At 75.9% G+C, this 14,503-nt stretch carries 13 protein-coding genes; 9 read left to right on the top strand and 4 right to left on the bottom strand.

Annotation, left to right across the window (positions count from 1 at the left end; all coding sequences use genetic code 11):
* The first annotated feature begins 38 nt into the window (after nucleotides 1-38).
* From GXP71_RS08800 to holA, 4 genes are all read left to right on the top strand, one after another.
* A complete protein-coding gene (locus GXP71_RS08800; protein ID WP_162352354.1) occupies nucleotides 39-962 on the top strand; it encodes a DegV family protein in 924 nt (307 codons plus the stop codon).
* A 1,315-nt stretch (nucleotides 963-2,277) separates the two neighbouring features.
* Entirely contained in the window at nucleotides 2,278-2,928 is a 651-nt protein-coding gene (locus GXP71_RS20335) for a helix-hairpin-helix domain-containing protein (protein WP_238402688.1), read from the top strand.
* Between the two features lie 175 nt (nucleotides 2,929-3,103).
* Nucleotides 3,104-4,846: a ComEC/Rec2 family competence protein gene (locus GXP71_RS08790; RefSeq protein WP_162352353.1), complete on the top strand. Its 1,743-nt coding sequence runs from the start codon at nucleotides 3,104-3,106 to the stop codon at nucleotides 4,844-4,846.
* Nucleotides 4,847-4,875: 29 nt separating this feature from the next.
* The gene (holA, locus tag GXP71_RS08785; RefSeq protein ID WP_162352352.1) at nucleotides 4,876-5,895 is read left to right on the top strand and encodes a DNA polymerase III subunit delta; all 1,020 of its coding nucleotides are present in this window, start codon (nucleotides 4,876-4,878) and stop codon (nucleotides 5,893-5,895) included.
* 573 nt (nucleotides 5,896-6,468) lie between these two features.
* Here the strand turns inward: holA and GXP71_RS08780 are convergent.
* Nucleotides 6,469-7,086: an EAL domain-containing protein gene (locus tag GXP71_RS08780; RefSeq protein WP_162354268.1), complete on the bottom strand. Its 618-nt coding sequence runs from the start codon at nucleotides 7,084-7,086 to the stop codon at nucleotides 6,469-6,471.
* 116 nt (nucleotides 7,087-7,202) lie between these two features.
* Nucleotides 7,203-7,931: an EAL domain-containing protein gene (locus tag GXP71_RS08775; protein WP_124343139.1), complete on the bottom strand. Its 729-nt coding sequence runs from the start codon at nucleotides 7,929-7,931 to the stop codon at nucleotides 7,203-7,205.
* 208 nt (nucleotides 7,932-8,139) lie between these two features.
* Here GXP71_RS08775 and GXP71_RS08770 point away from each other — a divergent pair, with 208 nt between their 5' ends.
* Complete coding sequence (locus GXP71_RS08770) at nucleotides 8,140-8,283, top strand: hypothetical protein (RefSeq protein ID WP_160142892.1); 144 nt, start codon at nucleotides 8,140-8,142, stop codon at nucleotides 8,281-8,283.
* A 135-nt stretch (nucleotides 8,284-8,418) separates the two neighbouring features.
* Entirely contained in the window at nucleotides 8,419-9,741 is a 1,323-nt protein-coding gene (locus GXP71_RS08765; protein ID WP_124343140.1) for a transcriptional regulator, read from the top strand.
* 248 nt (nucleotides 9,742-9,989) lie between these two features.
* Here GXP71_RS08765 and rpsT read toward each other — a convergent pair whose 3' ends face one another.
* Both rpsT and GXP71_RS08755 read right to left on the bottom strand, forming a co-directional pair.
* Nucleotides 9,990-10,250 carry a 30S ribosomal protein S20 gene (rpsT, locus tag GXP71_RS08760; RefSeq protein WP_124343141.1) on the bottom strand — a complete coding sequence of 87 codons (261 nt, stop codon included), beginning with the start codon at nucleotides 10,248-10,250 and terminating at the stop codon, nucleotides 9,990-9,992.
* A 176-nt stretch (nucleotides 10,251-10,426) separates the two neighbouring features.
* Nucleotides 10,427-10,969 carry a type II toxin-antitoxin system PemK/MazF family toxin gene (locus GXP71_RS08755; protein ID WP_162352351.1) on the bottom strand — a complete coding sequence of 181 codons (543 nt, stop codon included), beginning with the start codon at nucleotides 10,967-10,969 and terminating at the stop codon, nucleotides 10,427-10,429.
* 99 nt (nucleotides 10,970-11,068) lie between these two features.
* Between GXP71_RS08755 and GXP71_RS08750 the strand changes: the two genes are divergently transcribed.
* The 3 genes from GXP71_RS08750 to GXP71_RS08740 are packed head-to-tail and all read left to right on the top strand — an operon-like array spanning nucleotide 11,069 to nucleotide 14,417.
* Complete coding sequence (locus tag GXP71_RS08750; protein WP_162352350.1) at nucleotides 11,069-12,655, top strand: circularly permuted type 2 ATP-grasp protein; 1,587 nt, start codon at nucleotides 11,069-11,071, stop codon at nucleotides 12,653-12,655.
* A complete protein-coding gene (locus tag GXP71_RS08745; RefSeq protein WP_162352349.1) occupies nucleotides 12,649-13,578 on the top strand; it encodes an alpha-E domain-containing protein in 930 nt (309 codons plus the stop codon). Before GXP71_RS08750 ends, GXP71_RS08745 begins: the two co-directional genes overlap by 7 nt.
* Nucleotides 13,578-14,417 carry a transglutaminase family protein gene (locus GXP71_RS08740; protein ID WP_162352348.1) on the top strand — a complete coding sequence of 280 codons (840 nt, stop codon included), beginning with the start codon at nucleotides 13,578-13,580 and terminating at the stop codon, nucleotides 14,415-14,417. The genes GXP71_RS08745 and GXP71_RS08740 overlap by 1 nt, the downstream gene beginning before the upstream one ends.
* Nucleotides 14,418-14,503: the final 86 nt, after the last annotated feature.

Genomic DNA, 14,503 nt, shown 5'->3' with positions numbered 1-14,503 from the left:
CCAGCGGGCGACGTGCGGGCGCCCGCCCGCACGTCGCCGTGGTCACCGACTCCACGGCGACGCTGACCCCGGCCGACGCCGCCGCGTGGGGCGTCGAGATCGTGCCGCTCGACGTCGTCGTCGACGGCGAACGGCACGCCGAGGGTGTCGACCTCGGCCCCGCCGAGCTCCTCGAAGCGCTCGGGCGCGGTGCACGCGTCACGACGTCGCAGCCGCCGCCCGCCGCGTTCGCCGCCGCGTACGAGCGTGCGGTCGCCGCCGGGGCCCGCGAGATCGTGTCCGTGCACCTCGCAGGCGGCCTGTCCGGGACCGTCCAGGCCGCGCGCGTCGCCGCCGCGACCGTGCCCGTCCCCGTCCACGTCGTCGACTCCGGCACCGCCGGGATGGCCCTCGGCTTCGCGGTGCTCGCCGCCGCGCGTGCCGCGCGGTCGCCGTCCACGGCCGAGCCGTCGGCGGCCCGGGCCGCCCGGGGCGCGGGCGGCGTGCGCGGCTGGTGGCAGGGCAGGTTCGCCCGTCCGACGACCCCGGGTGGCGCGGAGGTCGCCGACGTCGCGCGGACCGTCGCCGCGTCCAGCCGGGTCTGGTTCCTCGTCGACTCGCTCGACCACCTGCGTCGCGGCGGCCGGCTCGGCGCGACGGCCGCCGCGCTCGGCACCGTCCTCGGGCTGCGGCCCATCCTCACCGTCCGGGACGGGTCCGTCGTCGTCGTCGAGAAGGTGCGGACCCGTCGCGCCGCGCGCGACCGGCTCGAGGCCCTCGCCGTCGCCGACGTCGCACGACGCACCTCGGCCCGCGTCGCGGTGCACCACCTCGAGCAGCCCGAGCTCGCCGGCGCCGTCGCCGAGCAGGTGCGTGCGTGGGGCGCGCAGCGGGTCGTCGACGCCGTGACGTGCGACGCGGGTGCGGTGATCGCGGCCCACGTCGGCCCCGGCCTCCTCGCGATCGTCGTCGCAGACGCCTGACGCCTGACCGTCCTTCCGCCTGCCGCCTGACCGTCCTTCCGCCTGACGCCTGACGCCGACGCCTTGCGCCTGACGCCTGACGCCTTGCGCCTGACCGTCCTGCCGCCTGACGCCTGACGCCTGACGCCTGACGCCTTGCGCCTGACGCCTCACGCATGACGCCTTGCGCCTGACCGTCCTGCCGCCTGACGCCTGACGCCTGACGCCTTGCGCCTGACGCCTCACGCATGACGCCTTGCGCCTGACCGTCCTGCCGCCTGACGACTGCGCCGTGACGTCTGACGCCCCGACGCCGGACCGCCTGACGCCTCGACGCCCGAGGCCCCGTCTCCTGCCGTCTGTCCTCTGACCGTCTGGCCGCCTGACGCGGTGACGTCTGCCGCCTCGCCGCGGGACCCGTGCGCCAGCTCCTCGGCGTGGCGCGACACGTCGCAGTCGCCCGGACGCGGACGCGAGGGCACGTGAACCGTCCACAGCCCGGGCTCGGCACACGAGTCGCACGGCGCACGGCGTCGCGGTCACGGGCCGGGAGCGTCGTGCCTAGCGTCGCGGCGTGCGCAGGAATCCCGAGGACGCTCCCCGCCGACGCCTCGACGACGTCGTGGGGCGGGCCGCCGCCGGCTGGACACCGTCCCGCGACGCGCCCTTCCCGGCCGCCCGCGACATGCCGGCATGGTCCGCCGTCGCGCCGACACGTGCGCTCGCCACGCGGGGACTCCGAGTCGTGGGCGCCCCGCCTGTCGCGCGTGACGACGGGCGCCATGACGTGCCCGACGCCGACCCGACCTCATGGCGACCAGCCGGCCACGCGGGACCCGACCACGACGAAGCGCCCCGCTCGGCGAGCCTGCCCCCGGCGGCACTCGTCGGCTCGTCGTCCCGGCGGGCCCCCACGGCGCGCTCGGCCGGCGCGCGTCCCACGACCGGCTGGCCGGGAGACAGCCTCCCGCCCGACCCGATCGCCGACGGCTGGGCGTCAGGCGGCGCGACGGCGTCACAGGCCGGTCCCGGTCCGCTCGACCGAGCCGCCGACCGCTGGGCGGCCGCGCGTGCGACGACGACCTCACAGGCCAGACCGGGTCCGCTCGACCGCGTCGGCTGGGCGGCGGGCGGCGCGCCCGGGGCACCGGTTCCGGCGGAGCCGGCTTCGGCACCCGGCGACTGGGACGTCGGTGGAGCGCTCGGGCTCGTCCGCGACGGCTACCTCGCGTCCCACGGTCGGTCGCCCCTGGACGGCACGTCGGCGGAGGCCCTCGGGGACGAGGACGACGCGCTCGGGCACCGAGGGCCGGACGCACCCCGCGTCCGATGGCTCGTGTCGTGGCGCGTCGCTGCGGCGGCGGCCGTGGTCGTCGTCCTCGCGGCGGGGACGGTGGCGATCCGTGCCTCGACCCGTGCGTCGGGACCTGCGGTCGAGATCCCGACGCCGGCGGTCACGGCGGCGTCGAACCCGGCGGCGGGGAGCGGCGGCGGAGACCCGGCGCCCGCGACGGGGCACCCCGCGACCTCGCCTCCGGCCGGGTCGGTCGTGGTGCACGTGGTCGGCGCGGTCACGGCGCCGGGCGTCGTCCGGCTGCCCGAGGGTGCCCGCGTCGCCGACGCGCTCGCGGCTGCCGGCGGTGCGGCGGCGGACGCGGACCTGTCCACCGTGAACCTGGCACGGGTCGTCGTCGACGGTGAGCAGGTCGTCGTGCTGCGGGCCGGTGAGCAGCCCACCGCGCCGCTCCCGGCGTCAGCAGGCGGGGGAACGGCGTCGGCCGCAGGCTCCCAACCCGCGGGGCTCGTCGACATCAACACGGCCGACGTCACCGCGCTCGACGCGCTCCCCGGCATCGGTCCCGTCCTCGCGCAACGCATCGTGGAGCACCGTGCCGAGCACCCGTTCACGACGGTCGACGAGCTCGCCGACGTCCGTGGCATCGGCCCTGCGCTCCTCGAGACCCTCCGTTCGTCGGTGCGCGTGTGAGGGCGCTCGCGGTGAGCACCGTCGCGGCCCCGGCCGCAGCGCTGCCAGGCGGTCCACACCGCCCGCGCGAGGCTCACGTCCTCGCTGCGCACCCCCGGTCACGACGGTCCCACGGAGGTCACGAGCGGACGTCGACCCGACCCGTGACCGTGCGGTGCCAGGTGCACCGACCGTCATGACGGCCCCTCGACGGTCGCGCGCGGGCACCGTCCCCACGGGTGAGCGTGCGGTGCCGCGCCCCGTGCTCGACCTGCGGCTGGTGGCGCCCGCGCTCGTGGCGTGGCTCGCGGCAGGTGTCGTCGTCCGGCAGGACGCGACGACGGGACGCCTCGCGGCCTGCGCGTGCGCCGCGGGCGCCATCGCCGGGTTCGTCGTCGCCGGCGTGCGGTCCGCGCGGCACGGTGGTCGCACCGGTCCGGCCCAGCCAGGGCGGGTGCCGTGGGGCGCGTCCGTCGCGCTGGTGCTGGCGGTCGCCGCCGCGGTGCTCGGCGCCGGGGCGGCGCACGTCGACGTGCGCGACGCGCTCGGGGTGGCGGTGTCGACGTCGAGCGCGGACGCGGTACGGCCCGGGGACGCGGCCGGGCCAGGACGGCCCGGGACGCCGGCGGCCCGGGCCCCCGTGGACGCAAGGGGCGAGATGGGCGCGACGACCGCGCACGCGGACACGGCCGGGCCGGGACAGCTCGGGTCGGCCGCGGGCCGTGCCGGGGTGGCCGCACCGGGACCGTCCGCGGTCACGGGGACCGTCGAGGGTCTCGCACGGCCGGTCGCACCCTCGTGGCCGGGGGCACCGCCGCGCACGCGGGTCGACGTCCGGGTCGAGCACGTCGGGTCCGGCACCACCGCCACGGATCGCGGCGGGTCGGTCGTCGTGCTCGGCCCGGGCAGCTGGGCTGACGTGCGCCCGGGGGAGCGGGTCGTCGTCGCCGGCCGGTGGTCCGCCCTGCCGCCGGGAGACCGCTCCGCGGCGATCCTCGTCACCCCCGACCCGCCCACGGTGGTGGCGGACGCACCGCCGCTGCACGCGGTGGCCGGGGCGCTGCGGGAGACCGTGGACCGACAGGCCGACCGGTTGACCGGTGACGCCGGCGCGCTGCTCCCGGGCGTCACCGTCGGGGACACGGCACGCGTGCCCGACGACCTGCGCGACGCGCTGCGCGTCGCGGGCCTCACGCACCTCACGGCGGTCTCGGGCGCGCACTTCGCGCTCGTGGGTGCGCTCGTCGTCGCGGGCGTCGGGGCGCTCGGTGCGCCGCGGGCCGTGCGGGCGGGGGCCGCCCTCGTGGTCGGAGGCGCACTGGTGGCGCTCGTCGGTCCGTCGCCCAGCGTCGTGCGGGCCGCGGTGATGGCGGTCGTGGGCTGCGGCGGGATGCTCCTCGGCCGGCGGGCGGCCTCACCGGCCGCGCTCTCCACGTCGGTCGTCGTGCTGCTCGTGGTCGACCCGTGGCTCGCGACCGACCTCGGGTTCGTCCTGTCGGTGCTGGCGACAGGAGGCCTGGTGCTGGTCGGCGGACCCCTCGCGGAGCGGTGGTCCACCCATGTGCCGCGGCCGCTCGCGACCGCGCTGGCGGCCCCGGTCGCCGCGCAGGTGGCATGTGCGCCCGCCGTGCTGATCGTCAGCCCGACGGTCTCGGTGCTCGCGGTCCTGGCCAACCTGCTGGCGGCTCCGGCGGTCGCGCCGGCCACGGTGCTGGGGCTGGCGGCGGCGGTCGTCGGAACCTGGTGGCCGACGGGTGGGCACGTCGTCAGCGCTCTCGCCGGAGCGGCGTGCTGGTGGGTCGGGGCGGTCGCGCGCGCGGTCGCCGCGACGCCGGGCGCGGCGGTCACGTGGCTTCCCGGCATCCCGGGAGTGGTCCTGCTGGCCGTCGCCGGTGCTGCGACCGTCCGCCTCTGCTGGCCGTCGCGGCTCCCGCCGTGAGCGTCGGCGCCGTCTGGCAGGCTGTGCGCGTGCCTCCCGCCAGCCGCCGCAGCTCCGCTCGTTCCGCCGCACCTGCGGGCCCGACCTGGCAGGACGTCGAGCCCGCGCCGATCGTCCTGGTGAGCGGCCCGGAGGAGCTGCTGGCCGACCGCGCAGTCGACCGGCTCGTCGAGCTCGGACGCGCGACCGACCCCGGTCTCGAGGTCACGCGCCTGGACGCCGCCGAGTACACGACCGGCACGCTCACGGTCGTGACGAGCCCGTCGCTGTTCGCCGAGGACCGCCTGGTCGTGGTGGCGGGTCTGGAGCGCGCATCGGACGACCTGCTCGCCGACGTGACCGCCTACCTCGCGGCGCCCGCCGCGGACGTCGTCGTCGTGCTGCGGCACGCGGGCGGGCAGCGGGGCAAGAAGCTGCTCGACGCGCTGAAGGCGCAGCGCGTCCCGACGGTCGCGTGCGACGCGGTGAAGACCGACGGGGACAAGACCGCGTTCGTCAGTGCCGAGCTGCGGCGCGCGGGTCGTCGCGCGGACGGTCAGGCGGTGCGCGCCCTGGTCGACGCGGTCGGCAGCGACCTGCGCGAGCTCGCCGCCGCGTGCTCCCAGCTGGTCGCCGACACGACGGGGCTGATCGGTGCGGACGTCGTCGAGCGCTACTACGGCGGCCGGATCGAGGCGACCGGCTTCCGTGTCGCCGACGCGGCCGTCGCGGGCGACGCCGGCCAGGCGGTCGCGCTGCTGCGGCACGCGCTCGCGACCGGCGTGGACCCCGTGCCGATCGTCGCCGCGCTCGCCATGAAGCTCCGGGTGCTGGCGAAGGTCGCAGCCGTCCGCGGCCGGGGTGCCGGTGCCGTGCGCGAGCTGGGCCTCGCCCCTTGGCAGACCGACCGCGCGCTCGCCGACCTGCGCCGGTGGACCCCGGAGGGCCTCGCGGCGGCGATCTCGTCGGTCGCCCAGGCGGACGCCGAGGTGAAGGGGGAGGGCAGGGACCCGCGGTTCGCCGTCGAGCGCGCGGTCCTCCGCGTGGCGGCGTCGTCGGGTACCGCCTGACGCACCGCACCGCACCGGGCGCCTGACGCACCGCACCGCACCGCGCGCCTGACGCGCCTGGCCGCGTCGGCCGCTCGCGCGTCGTGCCGCCCGTCCACCGCGTCGTGCCGACCGTCTGCCGCGTCGTGCCGCCCGTCTGCCGCGTCGTGCCGACCGTCTGCCGCGTCGTGCCGGCCGTCTGCCGCGCCGTGCCGGCCGCCCGACGCGACCTCCGCACCGGCTGTCGGGCCGCGTCGGCCACCGGCACCATCTCGCCGCCCGGCGCGAGCTCCGGCGCCGCGCGCGTCTCGTGGTTCTGGCGCCGCAGGCGTGGGCTCCGGCGCCGCGCGCGTCTCGTGGTTCTGGCGCCGCAGGCGTGGCGGTGCGTCGCGGTCCGCCCACCCGTCGCCCGGCCTGAGACCGGCCGGACGTCGACGCAGCCGTCACCCGGTTGCCGTCGTGCCGATCACCCGGATGCCGCACTCGCGGACCTCGGCCTGGTGCGACTGCAGGCTGCGTGACCTCAGCGGGCCGCTGTGACCGGGCCGGCCCGACGCGGGGCGGGTCGCTGGGGGAGGTCGACGTCCGCGGAGGTCACAGCGTGAGCGTGACCGCCCGGCCGAGCGCGTCGCCCTGGAGGAGGCCGAACCCGAGCTCGACGCACCGCGTGCGCCGTGCGCTGCTGGAGACGCGTTCCGCGACGAGCCGCGCCCCGAAGGCCCGCGCGACGCGGACGAGCTCGTCGCCGCCCGTCTCGAGGTCGCGGCAGTCGATCTTGACGTAGTCGGCGTACCGGAGCATGGCGAGCTGGTCGCGCGACGCGACGAAGTCGTCGAGGGCGATGCGGTAGCCGGCGTCGCGGAGCCGGAGCAGCCCGTCCAGCACGTCGGGTCCGGCCTCGACGCTCTCGACGACCTCGATGACGAGCCGCCCGGCGGAGGGGGGCAGCGGCAGGTCACGCACGAGGAAGGAGCGGGTGACGTTGACGAACGCGAGCGCGTCACCCGGCGGGGGACCGTCGTGGAAGAGGGCCGTGAGCACCGCGGTGGTGGCACCGTCCTGGAGGGGCGCGCTCCACCTGTCGACCCCGACGGGCAGGCCCGTCGGCGACCGGTAGAGGTACTCGTGACCGTGCAGTCGTCCGGACGTCGTCCAGATCGGCTGCCGGGCGACCGGCAGGTGCGGCGGTGCGCTCGGCGACGGCGCGGGCATGGTCACGCCTCATGAGAGGGCGGCTCCGCCCGATCATGACGCGGTTCTCCGGGGGCTGTGACAGGTCTCACGTGCGGCTGTCACCGAGGCGGGCTCCGGGCCCGGGAACGCTGCCGTCAGTGGCTGACGGGGCGTGCGCCGGCGCGGTCGAGGACGCCGGCCCGCTCGAGCAGGTTGCCCTGGAACAGCGAGAAGCCGAGGTCGCGTGCGTAGCGCAGCGTGTCGGCGTTCTCGACGTACTCGGCGACGAGCAGCGCGCCGTACGAGCGCGCGAGGTCGACGACGGGGTGGCCCTCGACGTCGAGGTCGCGGACGTCGATCTTCACGAAGTCGGCGTGGGGGAGCAGGCGCCGCTGGTCGGCGTTGCTGACGAATCCGGGGACCGCGATGCGGAACCCCTCCTCACGCAGCCGACGGACGCCGGCGAGGACCGCGGAGTCGACGTTGACGGTGTCGGTGATCTCGATGACCAGGCGGTCGGGCCGGCGCGGGACGGCGAGGTCGCCGATGAGGTAGGCGCGCGGGCAGCGGACGAACAGGAGGCGTCCGTGCGCGACGTGCTCGAGGTCGGCGCGGCCGAACGTGGCGCCGAGCACGTGGGCCGTCGCCCGCTCGTGCTGGTAGGTGCTCCACGAGTGCGCGGTCTGCGTGTGCTGACCGGGTGCGCGGTACGACAGCTGGTAGGCGAAGGGGCGGCCGTGGGTCGAGAAGATCCCCTGGCGGGCGACCAGGACGGGCTCTCGTCCGACGCGTCGCTCCCACTCGTCGCGGAGCGAGTCAGGGATCGCAGCCTCGACGGCTGCGGCGAGCCGCGCGATACGCCCGTCGACGTCGTCCGGTGTCATGGCATCTATGACACCACAACTCCCGTCCTGTGAACCGCTCCTCCGCGGGTGGATTTCTGCGGAGGTCGCGCGCAGGCGCACGATCGCGGCGTGCGCGCGCGGAACTTCACCCGCTGTGCTGAATCGAGGGGAACGGGAGACAGCACACCGTCCTGGCCGTCATCATTACGGTGACCACGTCCGTGCATTGCTTGACAGGAGCTTCACCATGCCTCGTCCCCTCTCGTCCGCCCTCGCGATCGTCGCGGTGCTGGCCACGCTCGGTTTCGGTGCCGGTCCGGCCCTCGCCGACGACACCGTCATCACGCCGTTCTCGGGTGGCGCGACCGGTTGCTGCCGCCAGATCGTCTGACCTCTGGACCACCCGGCGAGCGCCCGGGTGTCGACGCCCCGCGGGACGCCTCCCTGACGTCGCGGGACGACACCCGGGTACTCGCCGGGCAGAGGGTGATGCAATCGGCGACCGTCACACATACAATGACTTCCCATGACGACCATTGCTGACCGGGTACGCGAGGCCCGGCTCGCCGCTGGGCTCTCGCAGACGGCGCTCGCCGGGTCGGCCTTCTCGCCCAGCTACATCTCGCTGATCGAGGCCGGGCACCGGGAACCGACCGACTCCGCGCTCGCTGTGCTGGCCTCCAGGCTCGGGACGACCCTCGAGTACCTGCGCCACGGCGAGGACGGACCGAACGAGGCGCGGACCCGCCTCGAGATCGACTACGCACGTCTGGACCTCACGCAGGGCGACGCAGCCGGAGCGCTGCGCCGGCTCAAGGCGCTGGACCTCGACGTCGTCACCCCCTCGCTGCGCGTCATGGCGCTCAGCGAGATGGCCCGCGCGCACGAGGCGGTCGGCGAGCTGGAGGAGTCCGTCGCGATCCTCGAGCCGCTCGTCGCCGACGCCCGCGCGCGCCACCACCACGTCGAGGCAGCGACGCTCGCGACGGCGCTCGTGGCGTCCTACCTCGAGGCCGGCGACCTGCACCGCAGCGTCGAGGTCGGCGAGCGCGTGCTCGTGGACCTCGAGGAGGCGGACCTCCTCGGCACGGACGAGCAGCTGCGCCTCGCGTCCACGGTGCTGTGGGCCTACGTCGAGCGGGGGGACCTGCTCTACTCGACGCACCGCGCGGCGGAGCTCATCGCGCTCGCGGAGTCGCAGGGCAGCCCGCGCGGCCGCGGCAGCGTCTACTGGAACGCCGCGCTGGTCGCCGAGCAGCGACGCGACTACGAGCTGGCCCAGCGGTACACGGAGCGCGCGCTCGCGCTGCTCTCGGAGGGCGAGCCGGACCGCGACCTGCCGCGCCTGCGCCTCAACTACGCGTGGCTCCTGCTGCGCTCGGAGCCGGCCCAGCCGCGCGAGGCGCTCGAGCACATCGAGCGGGCCGCGCCCGACCTGGCCGTGCTGGGGTCGGAGATCGAGCTCGCACGCCTCGACGTCGAGCGGTCCCGTGCGCACCTGCTGCTCGGGGACCTCGCGACGGCCGAGTCGTTCGTCAAGGCCGCGCTCGACCGGCTGGGCGACCCGCCGCGCATCGAGACCGCCATCGCCCAGCTGTCGTACGGCGACGTCCTCTACGCGCGCGGCGACAACGACGGTGCCGCGAAGGCGTACCGGTGGGCCGCGGACATGCTCGGCATGATGCAGGCGTCGCGGCAGTCCGCGGCTGCGTGGCGTGACCTCGGCGACCGCTTCCTGCGTCAGGGTGACGCCGCGGCGGCCGCCCAGGCGTTCGACCGCGCGCTGCGCGAGGCAGGCTTCCGGCCCTCCGTCCCTCTCAGCAGCTGGGAGACCTGGTCGCTGACCTGACGGATGCCGGAGACAGGTGAAGGCGTCACCCCGCAGGGGGGGTGACGCCTTCACTTATGCCCGCGGTCGGCCCGGCGCCGGCGGGGGCCGACGACGCCGGTGCACAGGACCGGCACGGTCGGCCGGTTCCCGGCGCCGACGGCCGCGGCTCGCCGGGCTCGACGATCGCGTGTCCCCGGAGACGACGAAGGCGCCACCCGAGGGTGACGCCTGTCGTGGTGCGAGGGCAGGTGCCCCCGCGAGGTGCCTCAGAGCGCGGCGACGGTCTTGGCGAGCGCCGACTTCTTGTTGGCGGCCTGGTTGGCGTGGATGACGCCCTTCGAGACGGCCTTGTCGAGCTTGCGCGAGGCGGCGGCGAGCGCGGTCGACGCGGCCTCCTTGTCGCCACCGGCGACGGCCTCGCGGACGCGACGCACGTGCGTCTTGAGCTCGGACTTGACCGCCTTGTTGCGCAGGCGGGCCTTCTCGTTCGTCTTGATGCGCTTGATCTGGGACTTGATGTTGGCCACGTGAGAACTCTCTGGTGTGTTCGCCGAAGCGATCTGACAGGTCGTAGAGGGCGCGCACAGCTCCGGGACTGGGGCGTGGGGACACCCGCGGAGAGGAGCTGGGCTTGTGCCCGCCGACCCGGGCGGACACGCGACTCACAATCTTAGCAGGTCAGCCGAGACCCCCCAGATCCACGTCAGCGCGAGCGACGGACCTCGGCGGCCGCGCGGGTGACCGCGTCGAAGACCGTGCGGTCGAGCGTCGCACCCTCCCGGCGCACCGCCGACCGCTCCAGACGGATCACGCGGTCGAGCCGTACCTCGCTGGGCCGGCGCTGCGCGTCCCACGCCCCGGTGCCGACGTCCATCCAGACCCGCCCCCAGCGCGCCTCGTCGGCCGCGTCCCGGTCGTGGTCCTTGCTGGTCATCGTGAGGCCGAGCAGCGTGGTGCCGTCCCGTCCGATCAGGAGCACCGGCCGGTCCTTGCCGCGCGCGGGGTCCTCCTCGTACGGCACCCACGCCCACACGACCTCGCCGGGGTCGGGCTCGCCGTCCAGCCGGGGCGTGTACTCGACGCGCGGCCCGGCCGGAGCAGGGGCCGGTCGGGACCGCCCGCGAGAGGTCGGCGGCGCGCCGCCCGCGACGCCGCCCGGGCTGGTCGGGAGGCTCGGGCGACCTCGGCCCGGGAGGAGCGCGCCGAGCCGGCGGAGGGCGGACCCGAGGCGGCGGGAGGTCGTCACGGGCCCGACGGTACCGGCTCGCCGGCCGGTCGTCCGGGGCGCAGGAGGGACCGTCGGCACGTAACGCGACGTTGACACGGGAGGGCTACTGTCGCGCCCATGGCGGACCTCTTCGACGACTACCCGACGGGGGCGGCCTGGGACGAGATGATCGACCCCGAGACCGGGGGCTCCCGCGCGGCGTACCGGCACCTGCACGCGGCGCTCGCCCAGCTGTCCGCCGGTGAGCTCCGAGGCCGCGCGGACACGCTCGCGCGCTCGTACCTGGCGCAGGGCGTCACGTTCGACTTCGCGGGCGAGGAGCGGCCCTTCCCGCTCGACGTCGTGCCGCGGGTCGTCGCGGGCGAGGAGTGGGAGCACGTCGCGCCGGGCGTCGCGCAGCGCGTGCGGGCGCTCGAGGCGTTCCTCGCCGACGTCTACGGGCCGCAGCGCGCGATCGCCGACGGCGTCGTGCCGCGGTCGGTCGTCGTGTCGTCCGAGCACTTCCACCGGGCGGCGCGGGGGATCCAGCCGCCCAACGGCGTGCGCGTGCACGTCTCCGGGATCGACCTCGTCCGTGACGGGCAGGGCGACTGGCGGGTGCTCGAGGACAACGTCCGGGTGCCGAGCGGCGTGAGCTACGTGCTGTCGAACCGGCGCGCGATGGCGCAGACGTTCCCCGAGCTGTTCGCCGCGCTGCGGATCCGCCCGGTCGTGGACTACCCGCGGCGGCTGCTCGCGGCGCTCACCGCGGCGGCGCCGGCGGGCGTCGACGACCCGACCGTCGTCGTGCTGACGCCCGGCGTCTTCAACTCCGCGTACTTCGAGCACGCGCTGCTCGCGCGGACCATGGGGGTCGAGCTCGTCGAGGGGCGCGACCTGTTCTGCGCGGCCGGACGCGTCTGGATGCGGACGACGCAGGGGCGCCGCCGCGTCGACGTCATCTACCGACGGGTCGACGACGAGTTCCTCGACCCCGTGTCGTTCCGGTCGGACTCGCTGCTCGGCAGCCCGGGCCTCATGACGTGCGCGCGCAACGGCACGGTCACGCTCGCGAACGCGGTGGGCAACGGCGTCGCCGACGACAAGCTCGTCTACACCTACGTGCCCGACCTCATCCGCTACTACCTCGGCGAGGAGCCCGTGCTGCCGAACGTCGACACGTGGCGGCTCGAGGACCCGGGCGCGCTCGAGGAGGTGCTCGACCGGCTCGACGAGCTCGTCGTCAAGCCCGTCGCGGGCTCGGGCGGCAAGGGTCTCGTCGTCGGTCCGGCCGCGAGCCGGGCCGAGCTGGCCGAGCTGCGGACGCGGCTGGTCGAGGACCCGCGCGGGTGGATCGCGCAGCCCGTCGTGCAGCTGTCGACGATCCCGACGCTCGTCGAGGACGGCCTGCGTCCCCGGCACACCGACCTGCGCCCGTTCGCGGTCAACGACGGGGACGCGGTCTGGGTGCTCCCCGGCGGTCTGACGCGGGTCGCGCTGCCGGAGGGGCAGCTCGTCGTGAACTCGTCGCAGGGCGGCGGGTCGAAGGACACGTGGGTGCTCGGCGGTGCCGTCCCGCGCCGCGCGCCGCAGGCGTCGACCGGGCTCCCGCAGCCGGTGCCGCTCGACGCGGCCGTGCCGATCGAGGCCAACCCGAGCGACGTGCGCGTGCAGGTCATGCAGCAGCAGCAGTCGCGGACCGTCGCCGGAGGTGCCCCGTGCTGAGCCGCATCGCCGAGTCGCTGTTCTGGATCGGCCGGTACGTCGAGCGGGCCGACGACACCGCACGCCTGCTCGACGTGCACGTGCAGATCCTGCTCGAGGACCCGTGGGCGGAGGAGGACCTCGCGTGCCGTTCGCTGCTGTCCGTCATGGACCGCACCGCGCCGCCGCCGCACGTCGAGGTCGGACGCGAGCACGTGCTCGACGTGCTCGCCTACGACCGGTTCGCGCCCTCGGCGATCGCGGGGTCGCTCGTCGCCGCCCGCGAGAACGCGCGGCGCGCGCGCGAGATCATCTCGACCGAGCTGTGGGAGTGCCTCAACACGACGTGGAACCAGCTGCCGTCGCACATGCGGCCCGCGCGCCCGCACGACTACTTCACGTGGGTGCGCGAGCGGGCCGCGGTCGTCGCCGGGATCATGGACTCCGCGACGTCGCGCGACGAGACGTGGGCGTTCATGGTGCTCGGGAGGTCGATCGAGCGCGCCGACATGACGGCCCGGCTGCTCACGACGCGTGCGCTCGCGGGGTCCGCCGGTCCGAGCTGGACGACGCTGCTGCGGTCCTGCGGCGCGCACGAGGCGTTCCTGCGGACCTACCGTGGTACCGCGTCCGACGAGCGCGCCGCGGGGTTCCTGCTGCTCGACCGGCTGTTCCCACGGTCCATCGTCTTCGCGCTCAACCAGGCGGAGGAGTGCCTCGCGGCGCTCGAGCCCGTGACCGACCGGGCGACCGTCGACGAGGCGCGGCGGCACATCGGGTTCGTCCGGACGAACCTCGAGTACCGGCCCCTGGTGGACGTGCTCGACGCGCTGCCGAAGGAGATGGAGCGCGTGCAGCGGGCGTGCTCGGCGGCGTCGGACGCGATCCGCGGCCGCTACTTCCCGTCCGGCGCGGCGACGACCTGGGTCGGGGAGGCGCTCTAGTGGCCAGGCTGAGGGTGGTCCACACGTCGACGTTCCGGTACGCCGGGCCGGTCGCGGCGTCGTACAACGAGGCGCGCATGACGCCGCTGTCGCAGGTCGGGCAGACGGTCGTCGAAACGCGCCTCGAGGTGAAGCCGCACACGTGGTGGCACGAGTACCGGGACTACTGGGGCAGCGCGGTCACGGCGTTCGAGGTGCTCGCGCCGCACGAGTCGCTCGTCATCACCGCGGAGCACCTGGTCGACGTCGCGGAGCGCGTGCCGGGACGCGCGCCGGTCGGCTGGGACGTGCTCCGCGGCCCCGAGCTGCGCGACCGGCTCGCGGAGTTCCTCGCGGACACGCCGACGACGGAGCCGCCCGACGAGGTCGTCGCGCTCGCGCACGAGGCCGCGGACGGGCTCGAGCCGGCGCAGGCCGCCGAGGCGGTGTGCCGCGCGCTGCGCGACCGCGTCGACTACATCCCGGGCGCGACGACGGTGCACACCCCGGCGACGGAGGCGTGGGCCGCGGGCGCGGGGGTGTGCCAGGACATCGCGCACCTCGCCGTGGGGGCGCTGCGCGGCATCGGCATCCCGGCGCGGTACGTGTCGGGGTACCTGCACCCCCGGTTCGACGCGCCCGTCGGGGAGACGGTGAGCGGCGAGTCGCACGCGTGGGTCGAGTGGTGGACGGGCGAGTGGACCGCCTACGACCCGACCAACCGCGTCCCGGTGGGGGAGCACCACGTGGTGCTCGCCCGCGGGCGCTCGTACGACGACGTCGCACCGCTGCGTGGGATCTACGCCGGGGCGGGCACGCAGGAGCTCGCGGTCGAGGTGCGGATCACGCGCGAGGCGTAGGGGGACGACGGGGACGGTCGCGGCGTGGCGCGGCGACGGTCCGCGCACGGCCCGAGCCGCCCCACGGAGCGGTCGCGGCGTGGCGC

It is taken from the genome of Cellulomonas sp. H30R-01 (assembly GCF_010119915.1).
Lineage (GTDB): Bacteria > Actinomycetota > Actinomycetes > Actinomycetales > Cellulomonadaceae > Cellulomonas > Cellulomonas algicola.
Note: the sequence above shows the minus strand (reverse complement) of the source record. Positions and strands in the feature narration are given on the sequence as shown.

Excerpts from the sequence above, each read along its gene's own strand:
- GXP71_RS08770 (WP_160142892.1), top strand. The coding sequence starts at position 8,140 with ATGCCTCGTCCCCTCTCGTCCGCCCTCGCGATCGTCGCGGTGCTGGCC.
- GXP71_RS08775 (WP_124343139.1), bottom strand. The coding sequence starts at position 7,931 with ATGACACCGGACGACGTCGACGGGCGTATCGCGCGGCTCGCCGCAGCC.
- GXP71_RS08765 (WP_124343140.1), top strand. The coding sequence starts at position 8,419 with ATGACGACCATTGCTGACCGGGTACGCGAGGCCCGGCTCGCCGCTGGG.
- GXP71_RS08750 (WP_162352350.1), top strand. The coding sequence starts at position 11,069 with ATGGCGGACCTCTTCGACGACTACCCGACGGGGGCGGCCTGGGACGAG.
- GXP71_RS08780 (WP_162354268.1), bottom strand. The coding sequence starts at position 7,086 with ATGCCCGCGCCGTCGCCGAGCGCACCGCCGCACCTGCCGGTCGCCCGG.
- GXP71_RS08790 (WP_162352353.1), top strand. The coding sequence starts at position 3,104 with ATGACGGCCCCTCGACGGTCGCGCGCGGGCACCGTCCCCACGGGTGAG.